This is a genomic window from Leptolyngbya sp. UWPOB_LEPTO1 (assembly GCF_017302695.1).
Lineage (GTDB): Bacteria > Cyanobacteriota > Cyanobacteriia > Leptolyngbyales > Leptolyngbyaceae > Leptolyngbya > Leptolyngbya boryana.
In genome coordinates this window covers 78,229-99,722 of sequence record NZ_JAFLCJ010000011.1, presented here as the reverse complement: position 1 = coordinate 99,722, position 21,494 = coordinate 78,229, and the positions used below count along the sequence as shown (strand labels likewise).

The window sequence follows — 21,494 nt, the reverse complement described above, 5'->3', positions numbered from 1 at the left end:
TCTATTATTCCTTGGGCTTATCCGCTCCAGGTAATCCAGACGGAGTGTAAACAACATCAGTAGCATTGATTCGTCCCAAAATCGTTACTCCAGAAGTTGCTAGAACAACAACAATCTGAGAAATGCCATTCGGATCAATTTTTCCAGTGTTTTGATAGGTTTCGACGTTTTTAGCAACTGCAGGTGAGATAGCAGCGATCGCAGTCAAAACCGCCCCCCAAAACGTGGTGCTTTGAAAGATGCTCTTTTGGGGAGCGCTAGAAGAGTGATTCATTTGCATGACGATGCTCTGTAGAGGGTAGTGATTACATCACCTCTACAGAGCATCGCTACGGAGAGCGCATATTACCCTTTCGGGTAATTTATAACGAGCACAGAAAGCTCTAAGGATTGAGCATCTTCGAGACGGTCAAAACATCCTTGTCGCCCCGTCCCGAGCAGTTAATCACAATCCGAGGACTGCCCGAAAGCTGAGGACAAAGGGTTTCGAGATATGCGATCGCATGAGAGGTTTCCAGTGCCGGAATAATCCCTTCTAACTGCGACAATCTTTGAAACGCATCCAATGCTTGCTGATCCGTCACGCCATAGTACTCAGCCCGACCTGCTTCCATCAAAAAGCTATGCTCAGGACCAACCCCCGGATAGTCTAAGCCCGCACTAATCGAATGCGGTTCAATCACCTGACCATCCTCATCTTGCAGCAAATAGCTCATCGCACCATGCAAGACCCCAACTCTACCCGCCGTTAAGGTCGCTGCATGTTTGCCACTCGGGACACCATGACCTGCGGCTTCGATGCCAATCATTCGCACACTCAAATCAGGGATAAATTCATGGAACAATCCCATCGCATTCGAGCCACCACCGACGCAAGCCATGAGAATATCAGGCAACCCACCCCATTTTTCTTGACATTGCGATCGCGTTTCTTGTCCGATCATCGCATGGAAATCTCGAACGATCATCGGATAGGGATGTGGCCCTGCGACTGATCCTAAAATGTAATGGGTCGTCTCGACATTCGTCACCCAGTCGCGAATCGCTTCTGAAGTTGCATCTTTCAGGGTTCCTGTTCCTGATTCAACCGGGCAAACTTCCGCACCCATCAAGCGCATTCTAAACACATTCAGCGATTGACGTTCCATATCGTGAACGCCCATGTAAATAATGCACTTCAACCCAAACCGCGCACAAACGGTTGCCGTTGCCACACCATGCTGACCTGCTCCGGTTTCAGCAATAATGCGCTGTTTGCCCATCCGTTTTGCGAGGAGCGCTTGAGCGATCGCGTTGTTGATCTTATGTGCGCCTGTGTGATTCAAATCTTCGCGCTTGAGATAAATCTGTGCGCCTGTGCCATCGGGACGGGCATAATGCTGGGTCAAGCGTTCTGCAAAATAAAGCGGACTGGGACGACCGACATAATCTTTGAGTAACCCTTGAAGTTCAGCTTGGAACTGCGGATCTTGACTGTACTGCTGGTACGCAGCTTCGAGTTCTGCCAAGGCGGGCATCAAGGTTTCCGGCACATACTTGCCGCCGAATTTACCAAATCTGCCGAGTTTGTCCGGACGGTTTTCAATCGAAACAGAGCGATTAGGAGGAAGCGGAGTAGTAGTCACGAGTCGCACAATTCAAATCAGAACTTCTTTATCTTAAGGCATCCATTCGAGTCCAATTCCAAATCGGCTCTCTTTACGATCGCGCGAATTCTGTTTCTGGATGTCCGTTGAAAGCCTCAAATTATGCGTCAACGCATAGCCGATCGATAAAGTGGTGAGTCCTGTTTCTTCTACGCTAAAGGGAGCCACCCAACTTTGAGTCAAACTGATATCTGCTCCTCCTCCACGCGACAGCACAAATAACGCTCTGACTCCTAAATTTGCGCCTTCCGCTGTCTCTAAATGTCGATATCCAACTGTCGGCGCGACGTTGATATAACTGCCGAGTGGACGCACATAGTAGTGGAGATCGGCTCCCCAATTTGAGGCTCGATAGTTCGCGCTGGTAGTGAAATTTGTGCGATCGAGTCGCAAATCTTCTACACCAATGTATAGCTCAGACGCATAACCAACTCGATATCGTGTCCGAAAACTCGGATCATTGCGAATTTTGTCTGCTAAATTTGGCACTTGTTTTTGCCAACGCTGTAGCACCGGGCTGTTTTGAATCACGGTCGGATCGAGGTCAAGTTCTGCTGCAAATCCAGGCGATCCGATCAGAATCATCAACCCAATAATTGAGGCTTTCATCGTCAATGCTCATGTCTCACTCCTAACATTGAAGCGAAAATTCTGGGTAGGTTTCCATAGAAAAAGCGGCTCCATGATGGAACCGCTCCTGACCAAGGGGTTTTAGATGTCTAGCGAACTTGACCGTGGGTTGTCGTCATATCAATCGGCTTAATGAAGTACAACTTCGCAAGTTGCACACCGTTTGAGATGTAGTAAGGCAATTTCTTCAGGGTCTTCACAAATTTCGGAGCATTCGTGCTGTCGATCGCTCTTAAGTTCTCGTTGTTCTTCACGCAAGTTTCTAAGCGTGGGTAGAACTCCGGATGCTGAACGTTGAGAATAATCGGGAACACGCGACCTGCGGTTTCGTTGGTTTTCTCAATCACGGTGTACTCAAATTCGCGCGTATTTAGCCCGATTGCTTCATAGAAGTCGGTACGCTGAATATCATTCAAGTACATGGTTGCAAACACCGACAGCAAGAAGAACCGACACCACAGTTTCGCTTTCCAATCGTTCAAGAACTGGGGCTGAGTCCGCATCAAAGCATCAAAGAAGTCACCATGACGGTTCTCGTCCTGACACCAGTTGTCGAAGAACTTGAAAATCGGATAGAGTCGATCTTCAGGGTGAGCATTCAGATGATGGAAGATTGTGATGTACCGCCAGTAGCCGATCTTCTCAGACAAGTAGGTGGCGTAGAAGATGAACTTCGGCTTGAAGAAGGTGTACTTGCGGCTCTTGGTCAAAAAGCCCAAGTCAAGCGAGAGATTGAAGTCGGATAAAGCTTTGTTCAGAAATCCAGCGTGACGCGCTTCATCACGGGACATCAGCTCAAATCCTTCTGCCAGGAGAGGATTGCGGTCTTTGAGTTTGCGCGAGAGTTCTTTGTACAGCAAGAAGCCGGAGAATTCAGCCGTGCAAGAGCGCTCTAGGAATTCGACAAAGACTTTGCGGGTTTCACCATCAATGTGATCCCAGGATTGCTCAAATTCTTGATCGCGCACGAAGTGGTGACGATTGTAGTCATTGCGCAATTCTGCCACGAGTGCTTCAAATTCTTCCTCATTGACAGACAGATCCATCTGCGCCATTTCGTCAAAGTCGGTGGTGTAGAAGCGCGGCGTGAGAATGGTTTCTTTCGCTGGAACTTTGATTCCAGGGCGCAGTTCTTCAAAGCCTGGTTTTTTAAGAGAATCTACCATGAGTTTTACGATCGCGCAGTGTGGTTCATGTGCGGTGCGTGGATCTGATAAACGGTTTTACCATCAGCATTCCACGACTTTTTTACGTCTCCTAGTCTACCAAGCTTCCCGCAATGCTTCTCCACAGTTTTATTAAGAGTTGCAACGAGTCTTTACAATTTGGAACATTGGTTAAGGGGTAGGGAGGTGGGGAGTGGATTTCCCCACCTCTTTAAGCCCATCCCCGCAATCGATAGACAAAAATCCCCAGATATTCTTTCAGCGCCCGCGTTGTTCGCCGCATCTGATCTGCATCTGGGAAGAAATCGAGAATGGTCGCTTCTATCTTCGATTGAGATGCTTGATCCATCTGGAGTGCTATGTAATCGGTTGGAGCAGCGATCGCATCAATTCCTAGTTTTCTGAAAATCATCATGGCGCGGGGCATGTGCATGGCAGAAGTCACGAGCAGGATTTTTTGAATCTTTTGCGCTTTCATGATCTCTAATGAATTTACGGCGTTCTCTCTAGTGTTGAGTGAATTCGGTTCGAGTAGCATTGCCGATCGCGGAACGCCCATCGTTTCCATTAACACTGCCATATCTTCTGCTTCAGACGAACTACTCGGTCGCCAATCGATGCGTCCGCCGCTGAGGATAATTCGAGAAGCTTTTTGATCTCGATACAGTTTTGCGCCGTACAGCACACGATCGCTTTCTTCTTTCAGTTCAATCCACGGGCGCGGCGGAATTGCTGATTCAGTTGCACCACCGAGAACCACGATCGCGTCAGCCGTCGGAATTTGTTGCGGCAAGTATTGAAATTCTAAGGATTGAACGATCGCGTTGCTGACCGAGGCATTCGAGCTGAGAAACAAAATTAATCCGGTAAGCGTAACCGGAATGAGGGCAAGTCGCGATCGTTTTTTCCAAAGTAGAACCAGCGTAATCAACAGGAGAATGCAACTCAACCCCAACGGATAAAGGAAGATTGGCAGCAGTTTGGAGAGAAATAAAAACATAAGGATGCGCTTGAGACGCAGACATTCTATCGTGCCATCGCATCCGCTCAGATCACAAAAGACCTCAAATCGGGCGTTTCGACTCAGGTATCCGTCCGATTTGACCTTTTGCCCTACACGTTCAACACTTTCTTCGCAATTTCCAAATAATATTGTCGATCGGCAAACCCATTCAATCCACCATTGATCGTCCGAGTCACAGTCTCCACATCATCGCGATCAGCAAACTTGTTGATTTCATGTTTCGACCAAAACCAACCTGCACTCAAACAAGCTAAATCATGCTCAGCTAAGCGAGTCGGAGTCTCAATCAAATTCACACCTAGCGCTAACCCGCACGCCTCATAATTGGCACGACCCGTAATCTGAATCAGCCCTCTCCCTTTGAACCGACGACCATCTCCAGGATGAACATTCCCCAAATCTTCGCGACCTTCTAGATAATCACCGAGATCGATCTCTTCCAAGTAATTGAACGAACCCGATTCATGAATCAACTGCGCGAGAAAATGTGCCTGCCGCATGGGAGTCGAAATCTCATATTCCGCCATCGTCAGCAGTAAATGAGGAAAGAGCGAAGTCAGTTGATGAGTATCCGCATACGGTGCAATCTTTAATAAATGATTGAGCGTAATCGCAGGCAGCGGCGTTTCAGGAAAAATCTCAGCATAAGGATTCTGAGTCGTGCGCGCAGGCAGATTGAGAATCGATCGCAAAGCTGCATCCACCATTTGATCTTGCGGTTGAAACTCTGCACCCTTGATATTCACAATCAACTGTCTTAAGCGGTTCACTGTCTTCACCCGTGCCCCACTGACCGATTCATTCGGAAAACTACCTTGATAAGGCGCACGATCGTTCGGACGTGCCGGAAGGTTACTCAACTGGCGTAGTAGCGTATCCACATGAGCATCGATCGGCTGTAAATCTTGGCTCGTCATGCTAAATAAGACTTGCTGCAAGCGATCAGCAGCTTGTTTTCTCCAAATGATCAGTTGAGGTGATGACATGCTTAAAGTCCCTGAGAAAATCAATGGTTAAGTTTCAACAAGTTCTAATAATCTTGCTGAAACTATTTGGTTTACTCAGATTGGACAAAGATTAGATTTGAAAAGTCGGTAATTTCGGGCAACTCCCCTACCTCTCTCAATACATCTCCGTAATTTCAGGGATAGAGGTTTCTCTCTGTTCAATTCCAAAAATCCTCACCTTTAGGATGATCTATGGATTGTAAGAAACTGTTTACATAAGTTAAATTGATTTTCATAAATGGGTAGCTGTACGATGGAAGCGAAACGATCAAAATTAATTGAATTTCTCAAAACTGAACTGGCTCTGCCCAATTCAGCGATCGATTTGGCGGTACGTCATAGCCAAATCGACACCGAACCCTTGCCGATGATTCTCTGGCAATATGGCTTAGTCACCTTAAACCAGTTAGATCAGATTTTTGATTGGCTAGAAAAGGCTTAACGCTCTCGATATAATCTGCCACCACGGATTTGCACGACTGGATGGTTTGCCATCCGAATCAGATTTTCATCGTGAGTCGTCACCAGCACAGTAATGCCAATCTGATTTAGCTTCTTCAAAATTTTAATCACCTGCCACGAATTATCCGGGTCAAGATTTCCAGTTGGCTCATCGGCTAAGAGAATCGGAGGTGTACCCACGATCGCACGGGCAATGCTTACCCGTTGCTGCTCTCCACCGGACAGTTCTTCAGGAAAACAATCGGCTTTGTGAACGAGTCCCACCATCTTCAAAGCGGGCTGTAAACGGCGTTGAATTTCACCTCGTGAATAGCCTTGCGCCCACAGCACAAACGAAATATTCTCTGCCACGGTTCGGCGCGGAATCAATTTGTAATCCTGAAACACAACGCCAATGCGTCGCCGCAAGAACGCAAGTTTGTTGCCTTTTAAGCGGGCAGGATTCTCGCGATCGATTAAAACTTCCCCGTCTGAAGGACGCTCAGCCCCGTAGAGCAACTTAAGAAGCGTCGATTTCCCAGAGCCAGACGGTCCTGTAATAAATAAAAAATCACCTTTGTTGACAGACAAAGAGATTCCAGTCAGCGCTGGACTGCCATTCGCGTAAGTTTTACTCACGTGACGCAATTGAATCAGCGCTTCGGTCGATTGAGAAGCATCGATTTCACGGGTAGGGGATTGAGGCGAATTCAGGACAGGAGCCATAGAATTTGGCACGGGAAATCAACTCCATTCTTGTACACCTGAAGCCGATGTGATCCCTCCGTGAAATCTCGGGATCGCCCAAAAAAAACGCCGGGTTAGATCCCCGACGCAGTTCTATTTCGCTTTGGCTCAAGTTTTAATTTTTAAAGCTTCTCAGCCAATCCCGGAGTTGCTCGCTTGCAACATCCCGACCGCCAAGCCCAAATGCGATCGCAATTGCAACCGCGATCGCGCCCAGCAGCAGTCCAAACGCCAAATTGACAATGTTCGATGCGATCCCCATTTGCTGAAGCGCCATCGCGGCAACTAAGCCAATAATCGCAATTCGAGCCGTTTGACCTAATAATTTCGCTTGCCGACTTCCCGAACTGGTAATCAAGCTATAAGCCAAATTCGCAAGGTATAGCCCTACAGCAAAGACTGCCAACCCTGCTAGAATCCGTCCGAAAATCACCAAAATTCCGGACAAGATCGCGGTCAATGCTGGAATATTCAGCACATCAACTGCGGCAACGGTCGCTAGCAGCATGATACCGACTAAGATCACTACCCCTGCAATCTCAGAGGGGCTACGCAACCCGGTTGGCTGATCGGGCTGAAGCATGGTTTCACCCGTTTGAAATTCGGTGTCAAAGCGATCAGGGGCAACGGTCGGAGTCGTTGGAGCCGCTTGCAACCCAAGCCAGTAAAAGAGATTATCAAATCCAATACTGGCGAGAATGCCTGAAGCCAAATCGCTGATGAATTTACCCACCACATAAGCTACTGCCAAAATTGCCGCCGCTGTAAAGACTAATGGCAACGCATTCAATACTTGATTCAGCATTGCAGTTGCAGGTGCCGAAATTGCCGGAATACTCAGGGCATCTAAGGCTGCGGTGATCGTGGGAATCAAGATCAAAACATACACGATCGTTCCGAGCAACCAGGACAAAGATTGCCCGCCTCGCGCTCGATTGAGTCCCATTCTTGCGCCAATTTGATCCGTTCCGGTTGCTGCCAGTAAGTTCGTGACAATGCCGCGAACAGTTCGCGCCAAGAACCAGCCAACGACCCCAATGACAGCCGCCTTAATAATGTTGGGAAGCGCGCCTAAGATGTCATTCAGCAAGTTTTGGACAGGCTGAAGCGGGCCTTGGAGATTCAAAACGCCCAAAATCAGCGGTAAGAAAAATAGGAAAACAAACCAATAAACTGCATTTCCTAAGGTATCGCTGAGCCGAAAAGGACTGGCTTCTAAAGTGGAATCCTCTGGATCAGAGATTTTCTCATCTAGCCCAAATGATTCTGAGGTACGCACCACGATCGTTTTTGCCAAAGTTGCCACCACCCAGGCGACACCTGCTAAAAGTGCAGCCGCACCTAACTGAGGCAGAAACGCAAAAATCTGATTGAGGAAATTGTTGAGTGGTTGTGAAACGGTATTCAGACCGAGCACATTTAATGCAGCCACCAATGCCAGGATCGTGATAATCCAAAACACGATCGATGCAATGAGTTTTTCAACTTTAAAGTCGGCTCTAGTGCGACCGCCAGACATCCAATTTGCAAGCTGATCGTCTAGAGTCGTCCGTTTCAAGAGTCCACGAACAATACTCGAAACAAAGGCGGCAATAATAATACCGAGCAGGAAGATGATTAATGCCCCGCCCCATTTCACGAGAATATCGCCAATATTGACCCCAAAGACTACTAAATATGGAGCCTCTCCAGGCGGAGGAAGTTGAGCTAGGATTTGGTCGCCCATGAGTAGCTGCGCTCCCCCAAACTGATAAGTTTCATTCATGGTCTTTTGATAAACCCCTTTCGCTTACAAAAAAGCGTTGTTTGAGCGCTTTTGTATGATGCTTACAACTGTGCAATTTAGATAAGAGCAAGTGGCTTGACCGTTCAAAATAACCTTGCGAAGTCAATCGTAAAATTACTGAAATATCTCGCACAACTTATCATTTCATCCAAAAATTTACAGTTGCACTCCTAAGATTACTCGTATCTCTCACTGGAGAAAAGCTCTCAGAAACACTTTTTTGAATTTTCCATAAAGTCTTCAAGCCTTGTATGAACAAATAAGCTTGAATTGATAAGTCCGTATGTATCCTACGAATGCTGACTCGCATCCTCACGGCAGAGTATCCCATTCTAGAAATCGGGGGATCTTCCCTCTCTGGAAAGAGATAATGCAGGTCAGCATTTTTTTAGGTTTAGTTAAGAATTAATCTCAAGGCACAATTCGTTTGCCATGATCAATTTCATGGACTGTTGGGGGAGCGAAAAATGGGAGTGCCGCAGGTTTTTGAGCAGTCGATTTTGATTCAGGCGAGCGCAACGGATGTGGAGCGTTGTTTTACGGATTTGAATCTGATGCATCGCTGGTTAAATCCGGCTCTGCGCTGTGAACCGATCGAAGCTTGGTCTACGGACTTGGGCAGTCAGAGCCGTTTTGTTGTGCAGATACCGCTGTTGCGCCCGACGCTGAAGAATGTGGTAGTTGAGCGGCAGCCGGGACTGGTTGTATGGCAGTTTGAGGGATTTTTTAAGGGTCGCGATCGCTGGGAGTGTCAGCCGGAAGCGAAGGGAACAAGATTGTTGAATCAGTTTGAGTTTGAGATTCCGAATCCGATCGTGCGCTTTGGGTTTAATCAGTTTGCAGCGAAGTGGACACAGGAGGATATGGAAGCTCAATTGAGGCGATTGAAGCAGGTCGCAGAGTCATTGAATTAACTTGGGCGTTTGCAGTTCAGCCTGCTCCATCTGCCAGTTCGCTCGACTTCAATCGCTCTCAATTTGATCAAGCAATTGCTGAATCAAATCGCGATCGTTCGCCGCTGGCACTTGATCGAGATAACCCTCTAAATCCTGCCGCGCCTCAATCCAGCGATGCGTTTGAAAATAAATGATGCCGCGATCGCGCAATTCATACGCCGCATCTGGAAACAGAATTAGAATCCGCTCAATCATCGCCAGACATTTCTCAATCTTGCCCTGATTGAGATAAATGCCTTTCAAATTCGTCAACATTCGCGCGAGAAATTGCCTGGGAGAAACCGCTTCTAAAAATTGAGGACGCATCTCAACCGGCTGTCCTGCTAATTGATTTAATCGTTCCTGGCAATCTTGAGGGAATAGAATTTCTCCGTTGTGGAACGCATCGACAAAGATCTCCATCTCCTCATTCACAGCCGGACGAATCAGAAAATGCCCTGGCATCCCGATCCCGACCATCGGAAATTCGATCCGCTCCGCGATCGCTAAATACAACAATGCCAGCGAAATCGGGATTCCGGTTCGACGATCGATGACATCGTTTAAGAAGCTATTACAAGGATCGTAGTAGTCTTCAGAATTACCTGAAAATCCTAAATCCTCATATAAATATCGATTAATCGTCTGAATGATTTTGAGCGGATAGGGTTCTTCTGGCAGGCGGGCATGAACTTCCGCAGCCATGAGATCGATCTCAGTTAAATACTTCTCAATTTCTAAATTTGGATATTCCTCTTGAGCGATGTATAAAGCTGCTTTCTCAAGGTTAATTTTCTCGTCATCTTGACGTACCTCTTGATAAAACCGCTGCCGAGCTAACGAGAATTCCATCACTAAGATCCTTAATCAGTTACGTAATCTTTTCCTGAGCCAAATTGCCACGCTTCAACTCGTCGATGCCAGGTATAGTGCTGCGCTGGCGGGAGTTTGGCAATCCAGGGGTGAAAAGATTGGGAAATCGAATAGAGAACGGTATAAGTTGCCAAATTGAAATAGTGCAACATCCAATCTAGCAAAGCGAAAATTCCAACATGGGGAATGATTTTTAACACTAAGCCAGGATGGAGAATTCCGGTCTTCAGTAACGTTTGAGAAAGTGGGACAAACTGAACCACATCTTGTAAAAAGGGCTTCAAAACTAGCTCTCCCGATCGCTGCATTTCTCCAAAGACAGTGTTCAACAATTGATTGATCTGATCTGGATCAATGTTCTGATTCACTCCGACACTCATCGATCGTTGAAATAACCAAGTGACCGACAAATTAGGCTGATACGGTTGCAGCAAAGACAGAGCCGAATGATTTAGCATTTCATATCGTAGCGCTTCATCGATACCATTGGTTAAGCGCACCAGATGCCGCACCATTGCCCCAAATCCGCCAAAACTCAGAGGAGACTGACTTCCACTACTATCTCCAACAGGCAAAATCCGATCCCATTTCAAGTGCAAGGGACTGTTCTGATAGCAAGGAAAAAATCCAAATAGCGCGCGCACAAATTCTAATTGTTCAAGCTGAATGTTTTGATAGTCAGGCAGCAGATTCAGATAGTCCTCGAATAAATCTTCTAAAGAAAAGCGATCGCGATTTGCATCTAGATAAGTGAATAGATACGTTGTTCTGCCATCTCGTGCGGGAAAAGCTTCCCAAAAGTACTGACATTGCTTCTGAATCGGCGTAAAAGACGCAATCAGATCGCCTGATTCATTCTGCTCAAATCCTTTTGCACAAGTCCCAACAACTAAGCAAACTCCATCTGGTTTTTGTCCCTGTCTCGCTTGCTGAACGATCGGGGAAAAATGCCCCATTGCATCTAGCATCAGTCGGGCATTGAGCGATCGATTAACACAAACCCCATTCGCACAAATTTCTACGCTCTCAAAAGGCGTGTTCTCCAATAAAGTTCCGCCATGCCGCAGAAAAACTTGCTTCAACGTTTCTAGCAAGTAGACCGGATCAACGCCGATATTCAGCACATCCTGCACAAAGATATTTGAGCCTTCTGCAAAGCTGACTCGAACCGGATTAAATTGAGTTGCGATCGCGGTTTCTATCTCGGTCTCGCTTAACAATCCCAATTCCAGAAATGCTGCTAATTCTTTACGCGAAATATTCCATTCTTGCTCGCGTCCTTTTAAGATTCCGCGTTCGATTAGGGCAACTCGCCAGCCTTTCAAAACGAGCGCTGCACCTAATAAAATTCCAAGCGTTCCGCCCGCGATGAGCACATCGTATTCAATTTCTAAAGTGCGCTCAGTCGGGCTATACCCGTCGGCACTCGTCTGTACCACGTTCGGAACTGCGATCGCACCTTCACGCAAAGCCTTCCAGAGTGCATCGACGCGACGTAATCCTTCCAATGGATTGCCTGGAGTTTTCGCAAGAATTTGTTCAGTAAGCGACATGAATGAGCAAGAATTTGAGTTTTCCGGATTGGCTTTGTTCGCTGGAGGAAACAGCAATGGTAGATGCACCCTGACTTAATTCCCTAGAGGTCTTGCCTCTAGGGTTTTTTATGAGCATTATCGAGTCGGTTGCGAATCCGGATTTGGATCATCCACCACATCGGGGAGCGATCGCTTCATCCCATACAGCCAGAACAATCCAATCGCCCCGATCGCAATTCCTGTCAAACTGACCACTTGAGCCATTCTCAAAAAGCCCAACATCAAGCTATCAGTTCGCAGTCCCTCAATCCAAAACCGCCCCGCGCTATACGCAACCATATACGTTAAAAACAGCGTTCCAACCTTTAACCGAGACCCTTTGAAAAACAGGAACATCAGCAACGCAAAAACGCCTAAATTCCAAAGGGACTCATACAAAAAGGTCGGATGATAGTACGCAACATTCTCTAATCCCAGCGGACGGCGATCGAGCGGGATGAATAGCTTCCAAGGTAAATCCGTCGGACTACCAAAGGCTTCCGAATTAAAGAAATTCCCCCAACGCCCGATCGCTTGTCCCAAAATCAGTGACGGTGCAACTAAATCCGCCAATTGCCAAAACGAAATCTTTTTCACGCGCGCGAAAATCAAAGCCGCGATTGTGCCACCCAAGATCGCGCCATGAATCGCAATCCCGCCTTGCCAAATCGCAATCATCGAAGCCGGATTCCCGACATAATCGCGCCACTGAAAAATCACGTAATACAAGCGAGCACTCGGAATCGCAGCAAGCACTAGCCAAATCGCTAAATCACTCAGTAATTCTGGATTCACCTGCCGTCGCGATGCCAAGTATTGAGACAAATTCACCCCAATCAGCACTGCTGATGCGATGAGCACCCCGTACCAGCGAATCGAAAGCGGCCCAATTTGAAATCCAATTCCTGGCGAAGTAAATTCAGCGAGTAAAGGCAACATAAACGCAATTCATCCGAAGTGGCACTAATCAACATTAGCCGCCTCCGACGATCGTGACAATCTCTAAGCGATCGCCATCCTTCACCTCAGTCGTTTCCCAAAGCTGCCGATGCAAAATCTCGCCGTTGTACTCGACTGCAACTAAGCGCGGATTCATGCCCAAAGATTCCAAAAACTTCGGCATGTTCAATGCGGCTGCACAAGTTTTCGTCTCGCCATTCACTTGCAATGTAATCATTCACGCTTCCCAAGGATCAGGAGTAGATTGAGGTTGAAATCGCCGCTTTTGTTCTAATTGCGCGATAAAAAATTGCGTCACAAAGGTCGGTTGCTCAGCTTGCATAATTGCTCGCACAACTGAGACGCGCTGTGCTCCAGCACCAAGCACCTCATGAATATTTTGCGTATCAATTCCCCCGATCGCATACCAAGGAATCGAACAATGTTCCGCCGCATATTTCACATACTCAAGTCCAGCGGCAGGTCTGCCTGCTTTGGTTGGCGTTTCATAAACTGGCCCGACTCCAACATAATCGGCTCCTTCTGCGATCGCGGCTTTCAGTTGTTCCGGGCTATGCGTCGATCGCCCAATCAGCTTATGCTGACCCAACATTTGTCGCGCCCAGGCAAACGGCATATCGTCTTGACCTAAATGCACGCCATCGGCATCGACAGCTAGAGCCAAATCTACACGATCGTTGACAATAAACAATGCTCCATAGTCTCGGCAAAGCTCACGCAGCTTCTGAGCATTCTGAAACCGAGTCGCATCATCTGCCTCTTTGTCTCGATACTGCACCAGTCCCAATCCGCCCTTCAATGCAGCTTCAACCGTTGAGAACAAATTTTCAGAGGGAGAGGTGACGAGATAAAGCGCAGCAGAATCCAGCACTTGACGACGATGAACCGTCATTAAATGACTTTCTAAGGTGTAAACCTGATAGCGCATTTGCTTCACTGCGCTTGCCATATCGGCGCGATAGACTTTGCCGTATTCTTCTAAGACTCTCAGCGCTTCTTCTACGCGGCAAAAATTCACCTGCAACACTTGTTCAATGCTGCCTCGGGTTGCCTCGTTCGGATGAGTCAGATCCGTACCCGGATCATCCGGGGTATTGCGGGCAGCCCGTAATTCTGCTTGATGCCAATGCGCGAGTTCTTGTCGCCAGTATTTGCACCGTTCTGTCAATGCAACATCGTTTAAGCCAAAGCGACACCATTCTTCGATCACCCTGAGACCTTCACGGGCGCGATCGAGGTTCGCATCTAAAATTCGATAGAGGGCTGACTGCATAAAGAAGTGCAAGGGCGCAAATTTCCCAGATATTAATCTCTTATCGTATCAGGGGCAGAGGATGAGGCTACTTCATAAAGATTTTTTAATTTACTTGACCACCGTAGACTTACAGAGACAATAAGTTCAATCCGATCATTTCCGTGGAAACCCGCGCGTGATCAGCGTTCCAGTGATTTTACAGAGGTTTACTCAGATTCTCTGTGTAGACTGAACCTTCTGTAACCGATCCGAGAAAATCAGTCATGTTATCCGAACAAGCCGTGTGTTGGAGAACAATCGTGAATCGATGCTCTGTGTATTCCTCCGTATTCGCTGTATTAAGTGTATCTGCCTTATTCGCCATTACAGAAAAACCTGCGATCGCGAACCCACTGCCCGACTCGATTGCTCAAATCACTCCATCGGTGATTTACGTCAATCCAGCGATCGGCAACGACAATGGCTCTGGTCAAGCGAATTCTCCGCTCAAAACGATTACAGTAGCCCTCGACCGAGCAGCACCGAATACTGTCATTCTTCTAGCTCCTGGAACGTACAGTATCGCGACTGGCGAAGTGTTTCCGATTCAGCTTAAGCCGACGATCACCTTACAAGGCGATCCCCGCAATCGGGGACAGAACGTGCTGATTCGGGGAGGCGACTTTTTTCTCAGTCGAACCTTCGCTCGGCAAAATGTCACGATTCTAGGCGCAGATCGCTCAATGCTCGCTGGAGTCACCGTGACGAATCCTAACCCCCAAGGCTATGGACTCTGGACAGAATCGACCAGTCCAGTGATTTTCGCGAATACGTTTACGGGCAATACCCATGACGGAGCCTCGATCGTGGGCAATAGCGCTCCCGTGCTGAAAAACAATTATTTCTACCAAAACGGCGCAAACGGTGTCACCGTCTACGGAACGTCTCGCCCAGAGATTCAAGACAATATTTTTGAGCGCACCGGATTCGGAGTGAATATTGCTCAGAATTCTGCTCCCAAGCTACTCGGAAATCGGATTACACAGAACAAAGATGGGGTCGTGGTGCAGGGCAGTGCTCAGCCCATTCTTCGCAACAATGTGATCGATAACAACGCGCGAGACGGGATGGTGTCGATCGCGCAATCCCGGCCTAATTTAGGGAATTCTGCTGATCCCGGCAACAACACGTTCTTAAACAATCAGCAATTTGATATTAATACTCAGCGCACCACTCAAACTGTGCCCGCCTTTGGTAATCAAGTCTCAGCCAAAACGATCGGGCGGCTCGATTTCTCTGGCATTGCGGCTCCTGAAATGACGACGAATGTAGCTTCCTCGACCGGATTTGGGCAGCCTCGACCTTTGCCTCCGCTCGCCATTCGCAGTCGCCCTCTGCCTCAAGCCCGGAATAATGGTGCGATCGAGATTCCGGTTCCAGCCGCAACTTCGAGAAGTGCTCCTTTACCGCTCGCCCGCTCAAATCGCCCACTTCCCACCCTGCGAATCAACGCTGCGATTCGTCCAACTGAAATTCGCCCAACTGAAATTCGTCCAACTGAAGGAATTCCAATCCGCATTCCCCAAGTACAACCCCAAATCGCACAACCTAAACCGCAACCTGTTCAACAATCCCGTCGTGTCGCTTCTGCTTCCGGTATTCTGCCTGTTCCACGAGCGACCCCACCAATTGGCAATACAGCTGGAACCTCAGTCCGAATTTGGCGCGGCGGATCGGGTGCAGTGAGTCAAGCTTCCAGTCTTGGATTCCGATTTCGGGTCATTGTCCAAGCGAGTACAGCGTCTGAGCAAACTCAAGTGCGATCGGTGGTTGCCGATGCGTTTGCCTTAAGAGGACGGAGAGTGATGCAAGCCGGTGCATTTCGCGATCGAGCAGAAGCAGATGAATTGCTGCAAATCCTCCTAAATCAGGGATTACAAGCGTCGATCGAACAAATCTGAGCGCGATCAGCCGTCAATTCTTTCTCGACGGCTGATTTTTTCGGGTAACTGAACCTTTTACAATAGAGAGGAATCACAACCCGCTATAGGATCGTTATGGATATTGTCGAGTTTTTTGAACTTAGTGCAGGCAGATGGTCGTCGATGCGAACCAGCCATCATCCTGCCGCTCAGCAAGGGAGCGGAAAATCTACGATCGAGATCGACCTACTCGACAAATCCGATCCTGCTGTGATTCAGCTATGTGAAAAGTATCAGGTTGACCCAACTACTGCATTGCTCGGCGCACGGCTGACGTGGGAAGGCTTTCTCGATGGCGAAACGAGGAAGCAAACTGGCTCGACTGTGCTTGTGCCGATCGCAGGCGATACCCAAAATTCGGGCAAGCTACTTGGCGAAATGGGAACTACCCAGCAGACCCCGATTGTGGGACACTACGAAGTCTCAGACGCGATGGGATTAACTCTGATTACCGAATCAGACACCCTTTACTCGAAAGAGCGAATCTGGTTTGAAAGCCCAAATGTGCGCTTCCGGCACAGTGTTTTGAAGCAGGCAGGCGGCTTCAGTCTGGCATCGTTCTGTTCTGAAGTTCGCTTAGGTGCAGTCAAGCCTGATCCAAAAACAGCGGATGCGACTGCTACGAAGTAGGGCGGGATTAAACGGGGTCTCCGACTCCCCACCGCTTCAGCACGCTACCATAGCGAGTGCAGTCCTCCCCTTTTAGATCTATGAATCTTCTGACACAATTTCTCCACATTGTCGGTTCAGGTGCGAGCGCTTACATTTTGTCGAGTGGAATTCGCGATCGTCAAACTCGTCCGAATCTCCTCGCTGGCTTTCAAATGGCAGAATCGGGTTCTGTGCCATTTTTGCAGGCTTTGCGCGATCGTGCACTTGCAGAAGGCAAAACCTGGTTTGCAGAAAAGCTCGATCTCCACGCCAGCGATGAGAAACGGCATGGTCAGATCTTTGCGCATGGCTTAAAGCAGCTCAATAAAAAGGTCATCGATTTTAGTCAACTGCGCGATCGTCAAACGGACAGGAAACCGGAGGAATCGAAGCGGAGTCCCTTTTTTGATGCCTATTTTGTAGGTTACTCTCAAGAACAGTTGAAACCTGCAAATATTCCTTGGGAAGTCTTTCTTGCCAGCACTTATATTCTTGAACTGGATGCGAGTAAAGACTTTTTCAGACTTGCAGAAGCCCTACCAGAAGATGCGACGAGTACAAACTTGAAAAAGGGCGTTTTGAGTATCGCTGAAGATGAGACACGACACGCTGCTTATCTTTATGAAGTCATGGAACGTGACTTTGGAATTGCCAAAACGCAAGCGTTAATTGATGAATGGCGGACTCGCAAAGTGAATGCAATGTTTGCAGCCGTGCAAAACTACATTCGTAAAGGCGGCAAGATGGCTCAAATGGTAGAAGAAGGCGCACCTGTTGAAATGCAGCCTGAGCCTGCTGCGGCGTAAAAGGTACATTTCGAGCTATTTCGCTGCGTCTCGGCTTGGTTCAACGATCGCAATTTCCGACATTCTGAACCGTTCTGAAGCTCGTCTCCTCTAAAGATTGAGCCGAACCCCAAACCTCATAAAAAATCGAGAGATTAGAATTCTAATCTCTCGATTCACTTTATGTTCTAAATCAATTTACAAGGTGCCAAACGGAACGCGCGGTGCATGTCCCCAGAACGACTCTAGGCCATAGAATTCGCGTTCTTGAGGCATCATCACATGCACGATCACATCACCGTAATCCTCAATAATCCAAGTCCCATCCGAGAAGCCTTCGGATCGAATGGGTTTCCGTCCCATCTCTTCTTCCAGTTTGTCTTCAATCGATCGAGCAATTGCCCGGACTTGCACCTTTGAGTACCCTGTCACGACGACAAAATAATCTGCCAGAACCGACACATCGCCGACTTTCAACAACACAATATCGCTCCCTTTGCGCTCATCAGCTGCCGTAGCGACTAACTGTGCCATTCGATCTGAGCGATCGTCTAGCGTCGTATTGAGCGAAAGAGTTTGCTGGTTAGAAAGTTCTGTCATTCAGGTTTGAATTCCTTTTACGAGTTGGATTTTAGCGATCGGGTCTTTTACAACTGTTTGTTTGAACCGTTGTAAAAAGGCATTACGAGTTTGTACCGTGCGCGGATGGATCAGATGACCCGCTTGAATCAAGTGTCTGAGCGATGCATCTGCCACTCGCCAAGTTGCCTGAATCAAGTCCTGCCGACTCAAGTCTCGCAATTCTTCTAACTCAGGTGTGGCTCCCCGTCCTGGTTCTAGCCCATCCGCTAGATACACCACACAGCCGAGTAAACTCATCTCCGGACTGCCAAGCGTATGATGCCGAATTGCATTTAATACCTCAGAATCCGTTACACCGAATTCGTCCCGTGCCACGATCGCACCTGCATCTGCATGAAGTAAATGAGGATTCATCTCTTCAATCGGATCGATCTCCAAGCCTTCTGCGATCGCCATACTCAACAGTCGCTTTGGCTTAAAGAACTTTGCCAAATCGTGCATGAGTGCAGCTTGCGCCGCTTTCTCACGATCGAGATGATGCCGTTGAGCAAGCTCGATCGCGAATTGTTCGACCCGCAGGATATGTCGAATTCGAGTTTCGGGGACTTGACCTTTCAGCCAGAATAAAACTCTTGCACGCGATCGATCAGGAGGCGGAAGTAAACGTGAAAGCGCGATCGATTTATCCACCTGTGGCGAAGTCCCTTCAGTCTGTAGTGCTTTGGGCAATTCACGCATCAGTACTGCTATCTCCTGCCAGTACCTTGTGCGGGGATAAAAATTGACATCGAGCGATCCATTCCTTCCTTTCAGTGCTGTCTTTATTCTAACGTAAGTCTCTGAGTCTCGATCCCCTCTCATCGGATGCGATTTGTGACAAATTCATCGAAAATTCCGCAGCTAAAATTCAACCGTGTCGAGTTCGGTTTTCGCTCCAGGCATCCTAGATTTAGAGGTGATAGCATAGCGGATAAAAGCAGTCAATTAAGCCTCGCATAGAATTTAAGAAAAGGTAAACGGCATGTTTTTCCATTGGTCTTATCTCCTGCTGATTCCCGGCATGATCCTGGTATTCTGGGCGCAGCAGCGGGTTCAAAACACTTACCGCAAATACTCTGAGATTCCCTCACGGATGGGAATGACGGGGGCAGAAGTTGCGAAAATGATTCTAGATCGCATGGGCGTTTATGACGTGAGCGTCGAGCCTGTCGCGGGGGAACTGACGGATCATTACGACCCAAGTGCAAAAGCGGTTCGACTCTCAGAAGTCGTTTACGGTTCGAGTTCATTAGCTGCAGCAGCGGTAGCAGCACATGAATGTGGTCACGTTCTACAAGATGTGAAAGGATATGTGCCGATGAATGTTCGGGCGGCATTAGTTCCAGCCGTGAACCTAGGCGCAAATTTTGGACCACTCTTGATTATGGGTGGTTTGTTCCTAGGAGCACTGGGTGGCGTATTCATCAAAATTGGAATTGCGCTGTTTGCGGCTGTGATTGTGTTCCATCTGGTTACTCTGCCCGTTGAATTTGATGCGTCAAGCCGAGCCTTACGCTTGATCGATGAACTCGGCATTTTGCAGGGTGAAGAGAATCAAGGTGCGCGAAAAGTCTTGAATGCAGCAGCATTTACTTACGTTGCAACTGCGCTGTATGCGTTGCTCCAGTTGGTTCAGTACATCTTAATTGCGCTCGGTCAGCGCGATTAGCCTGAGACTTCAAGATTCACTAAAAAGCCGATGGATATATCCATCGGCTTTTTGTATCAATTCACTATGGTTCAATATCAATCTGATAGGGAGATAGCGTGAGGATCTGAAATCAGGGTTACTATTCTCCACTCGCCACTCCGCAAAATTCATGGGATTGACGAGTAGAGACAACATCAACGATGAACTGTCATTAATTCTGCGCCGTTTGAGTCGGGAACACCCCAGGCTGTACACTCACAGTCGTCGTATTCCCTCCGCGACTCACATCAAGCCGAAGATTTCCGCCCACCGAAGCGTTCTCCACTGCTTGCTGAACTTGATCCGCTTTTGTCACGGTTTGACCATTTACTTTCTTGATCACATCTCCATTCCGCAAGCCCGCTCTTGCAGCCGGAGAATTCGGCATCACGCGAAAAATGACCACGCCTTGATCATCTTGGACTCGGAAACCAACTTCTCGATCGCGGTTAATCTGATCCCTCAAGTCCGCTGTCAATCCCCGCATCTGAATTCCTAAATAGGGGTGATCCACCCGACCTTTAGAAATCAACTGCTGCGAGATCCGCTGAGCCGTATTGATGGGAATTGCAAAGCCTAACCCCTGCGCCCCACCAATGATCGCGGTATTCATGCCAATCACTTCCCCGCGTTGGTTGAGCAAAGGACCACCCGAATTCCCCGGATTAATCGCGGCATCCGTTTGAATAAAGCTCACCCGCTTGTCTGCTACTCGCACTTCCGCACTGGATCGCCCGGTCGCACTGATGATGCCAGCCGTGACGGTATTATCTAACCCGAGCGGATTCCCGATTGCGATCGCCCATTCTCCTGGCTTCAACCCATCCGAGTTGCCCAGTGGAACCGTCGGTAAATTATTCGCCTGAACTCGCACCACAGCAACATCGGTCAGAGAATCTTGACCCACCACTTTTCCACTGATCTCACGTCCATCTTTCATCGTGACAGTCACGGTGTCTGCACCACTGACCACGTGAGCATTCGTTAAAATCAATCCATCGCCGCTAATGATGAAGCCTGAACCTGTTCCGCGCTCAACGCGTTGCGAAGGTTGATTGGGAATTTGATTGCCGAAGAATTGGCGGAAGAAAGGATCGTTAAATACTTCGGGAACGCGCGATTGCACGGTTCGCGAAGCGTTAATCCGCACCACCGCAGGTCCGACTCGCTCCACGGCAGATGCGATAAAATTCGGGTCAGCGAGTCCAGCGGTACGATTCGTCGCTTGCGCGATCGCAGGAGGTGAAACAATATTATTGACAGCATTGCTGGAGAGTAGACGATTTCCAGCGAGGGCTGTCCCCGCTCCGACCAATGGCAGCATGAAATAGACAGCAGACTGTTTAAACGATTTGCGAGGCGTTGTCATCGGGTGTGTACTCTCCTTAATGTTGCATCTCCAAAAATTTCAATCATTTCCGTAAGCAAAGATGCAAATTGCTCTTCATCCAAATGATAGATACTTCGACTATAGTCATCAAATATGACGTTAGCGCGGCAATTTAGTTGCAACTGTGCCATATCTTTATCGCTGCATGCAGGATGCTCTCTCTATCTTTGATTTTGTCATTTCAACTTCATGACGAACACACAGCGTTGACAAGTGAGGTTGATAACTTATGAATCACAGGTGAATGAATGGTAAGAGCAGCTTACAACTTGAGCGACAAAAGGTTTTTGATCTCTAAGGTGTCGATGTTTGACGATGCCGTCAGGATTGCCGCCGTAGTTCGCTCAACGCA

General features: G+C 48.1%; 22 protein-coding genes. 6 read left to right on the top strand and 16 right to left on the bottom strand.

The features are described from left to right. Positions 1–4 precede the first annotated feature (4 nt). From J0L70_RS17385 to J0L70_RS17360, 6 genes are all read right to left on the bottom strand, one after another. Entirely contained in the window at positions 5–280 is a 276-nt protein-coding gene (locus tag J0L70_RS17385; protein ID WP_190647393.1) for a hypothetical protein, read from the bottom strand. 103 nt (positions 281–383) lie between these two features. After that, positions 384–1,625: a tryptophan synthase subunit beta gene (gene trpB, locus J0L70_RS17380; protein ID WP_026148491.1), complete on the bottom strand. Its 1,242-nt coding sequence runs from the start codon at positions 1,623–1,625 to the stop codon at positions 384–386. 33 nt (positions 1,626–1,658) lie between these two features. After that, on the bottom strand, positions 1,659–2,255 hold the full coding sequence (locus J0L70_RS17375) for a hypothetical protein (protein ID WP_268241910.1): 597 nt from the start codon (positions 2,253–2,255) through the stop codon (positions 1,659–1,661). Between the two features lie 110 nt (positions 2,256–2,365). Next, on the bottom strand, positions 2,366–3,442 hold the full coding sequence (gene acsF, locus J0L70_RS17370; protein ID WP_017287015.1) for a magnesium-protoporphyrin IX monomethyl ester (oxidative) cyclase: 1,077 nt from the start codon (positions 3,440–3,442) through the stop codon (positions 2,366–2,368). A 211-nt stretch (positions 3,443–3,653) separates the two neighbouring features. Continuing rightward, a complete protein-coding gene (locus J0L70_RS17365) occupies positions 3,654–4,442 on the bottom strand; it encodes a YdcF family protein (protein WP_017287016.1) in 789 nt (262 codons plus the stop codon). A 113-nt stretch (positions 4,443–4,555) separates the two neighbouring features. Continuing rightward, positions 4,556–5,452 carry a glycoside hydrolase family 19 protein gene (locus J0L70_RS17360; protein ID WP_287455362.1) on the bottom strand — a complete coding sequence of 299 codons (897 nt, stop codon included), beginning with the start codon at positions 5,450–5,452 and terminating at the stop codon, positions 4,556–4,558. A 274-nt stretch (positions 5,453–5,726) separates the two neighbouring features. On the opposite strand from J0L70_RS17360, the gene J0L70_RS17355 reads away from it, so the two are divergent. Continuing rightward, complete coding sequence (locus tag J0L70_RS17355; protein WP_017287018.1) at positions 5,727–5,915, top strand: DUF2949 domain-containing protein; 189 nt, start codon at positions 5,727–5,729, stop codon at positions 5,913–5,915. On the opposite strand, the gene ftsE is transcribed toward J0L70_RS17355, so the two are convergent. Together ftsE and J0L70_RS17345 are read right to left on the bottom strand one after the other, a co-directional pair. Beyond that, positions 5,912–6,652: a cell division ATP-binding protein FtsE gene (ftsE, locus tag J0L70_RS17350; RefSeq protein ID WP_353736643.1), complete on the bottom strand. Its 741-nt coding sequence runs from the start codon at positions 6,650–6,652 to the stop codon at positions 5,912–5,914. The two genes, J0L70_RS17355 and ftsE, sit on opposite strands and share 4 nt — an antisense overlap. 124 nt (positions 6,653–6,776) lie before the next feature. Continuing rightward, a complete protein-coding gene (locus J0L70_RS17345; protein ID WP_190647386.1) occupies positions 6,777–8,426 on the bottom strand; it encodes a mechanosensitive ion channel in 1,650 nt (549 codons plus the stop codon). 488 nt (positions 8,427–8,914) lie between these two features. Between J0L70_RS17345 and J0L70_RS17340 the strand changes: the two genes are divergently transcribed. Then, positions 8,915–9,361: an SRPBCC family protein gene (locus tag J0L70_RS17340; protein ID WP_017287021.1), complete on the top strand. Its 447-nt coding sequence runs from the start codon at positions 8,915–8,917 to the stop codon at positions 9,359–9,361. A 48-nt stretch (positions 9,362–9,409) separates the two neighbouring features. Here the strand turns inward: J0L70_RS17340 and J0L70_RS17335 are convergent, their stop codons facing one another. The 5 genes from J0L70_RS17335 to J0L70_RS17315 form a co-directional block, all read right to left on the bottom strand. Further along, positions 9,410–10,234 carry a SirB1 family protein gene (locus tag J0L70_RS17335; protein WP_268241912.1) on the bottom strand — a complete coding sequence of 275 codons (825 nt, stop codon included), beginning with the start codon at positions 10,232–10,234 and terminating at the stop codon, positions 9,410–9,412. A gap of 11 nt (positions 10,235–10,245) precedes the next feature. Further along, positions 10,246–11,808 carry an FAD-dependent oxidoreductase gene (locus J0L70_RS17330; RefSeq protein WP_287455361.1) on the bottom strand — a complete coding sequence of 521 codons (1,563 nt, stop codon included), beginning with the start codon at positions 11,806–11,808 and terminating at the stop codon, positions 10,246–10,248. Positions 11,809–11,925: 117 nt separating this feature from the next. Next, entirely contained in the window at positions 11,926–12,768 is an 843-nt protein-coding gene (gene lgt, locus J0L70_RS17325; protein WP_190647382.1) for a prolipoprotein diacylglyceryl transferase, read from the bottom strand. A gap of 34 nt (positions 12,769–12,802) precedes the next feature. Continuing rightward, on the bottom strand, positions 12,803–13,006 hold the full coding sequence (thiS, locus tag J0L70_RS17320; protein ID WP_287455360.1) for a sulfur carrier protein ThiS: 204 nt from the start codon (positions 13,004–13,006) through the stop codon (positions 12,803–12,805). Next, positions 13,007–14,062 carry a thiamine phosphate synthase gene (locus J0L70_RS17315; RefSeq protein ID WP_017287026.1) on the bottom strand — a complete coding sequence of 352 codons (1,056 nt, stop codon included), beginning with the start codon at positions 14,060–14,062 and terminating at the stop codon, positions 13,007–13,009. A 281-nt stretch (positions 14,063–14,343) separates the two neighbouring features. On the opposite strand from J0L70_RS17315, the gene J0L70_RS17310 reads away from it, so the two are divergent. The 3 genes from J0L70_RS17310 (at position 14,344) to J0L70_RS17300 (ending at position 17,462) form a co-directional block, all read left to right on the top strand. Continuing rightward, entirely contained in the window at positions 14,344–15,984 is a 1,641-nt protein-coding gene (locus tag J0L70_RS17310; RefSeq protein ID WP_287455359.1) for a DUF1565 domain-containing protein, read from the top strand. 96 nt (positions 15,985–16,080) lie between these two features. Then, positions 16,081–16,635, top strand: coding sequence for a phycobiliprotein lyase (locus tag J0L70_RS17305; protein WP_190647378.1), 555 nt, complete (start codon positions 16,081–16,083; stop codon positions 16,633–16,635). 80 nt (positions 16,636–16,715) lie between these two features. Then, positions 16,716–17,462: a ferritin-like domain-containing protein gene (locus J0L70_RS17300; protein ID WP_268241916.1), complete on the top strand. Its 747-nt coding sequence runs from the start codon at positions 16,716–16,718 to the stop codon at positions 17,460–17,462. Positions 17,463–17,639: 177 nt separating this feature from the next. Here the strand turns inward: J0L70_RS17300 and rsfS are convergent, their stop codons facing one another. Together rsfS and yqeK are read right to left on the bottom strand one after the other, a co-directional pair. Continuing rightward, positions 17,640–18,041, bottom strand: coding sequence for a ribosome silencing factor (rsfS, locus tag J0L70_RS17295; RefSeq protein ID WP_017287030.1), 402 nt, complete (start codon positions 18,039–18,041; stop codon positions 17,640–17,642). Then, positions 18,042–18,761 carry a bis(5'-nucleosyl)-tetraphosphatase (symmetrical) YqeK gene (gene yqeK, locus J0L70_RS17290; RefSeq protein WP_017287031.1) on the bottom strand — a complete coding sequence of 240 codons (720 nt, stop codon included), beginning with the start codon at positions 18,759–18,761 and terminating at the stop codon, positions 18,042–18,044. It lies immediately after the preceding gene. 283 nt (positions 18,762–19,044) lie between these two features. On the opposite strand from yqeK, the gene J0L70_RS17285 reads away from it, so the two are divergent. After that, on the top strand, positions 19,045–19,731 hold the full coding sequence (locus J0L70_RS17285) for a zinc metallopeptidase (RefSeq protein WP_017287032.1): 687 nt from the start codon (positions 19,045–19,047) through the stop codon (positions 19,729–19,731). A gap of 193 nt (positions 19,732–19,924) precedes the next feature. Here the strand turns inward: J0L70_RS17285 and J0L70_RS17280 are convergent, their stop codons facing one another. Beyond that, positions 19,925–21,121, bottom strand: a complete 1,197-nt coding sequence (locus J0L70_RS17280) for an HhoA/HhoB/HtrA family serine endopeptidase (protein ID WP_190647376.1) — start codon at positions 21,119–21,121, stop codon at positions 19,925–19,927. Positions 21,122–21,494 lie beyond the last annotated feature (373 nt).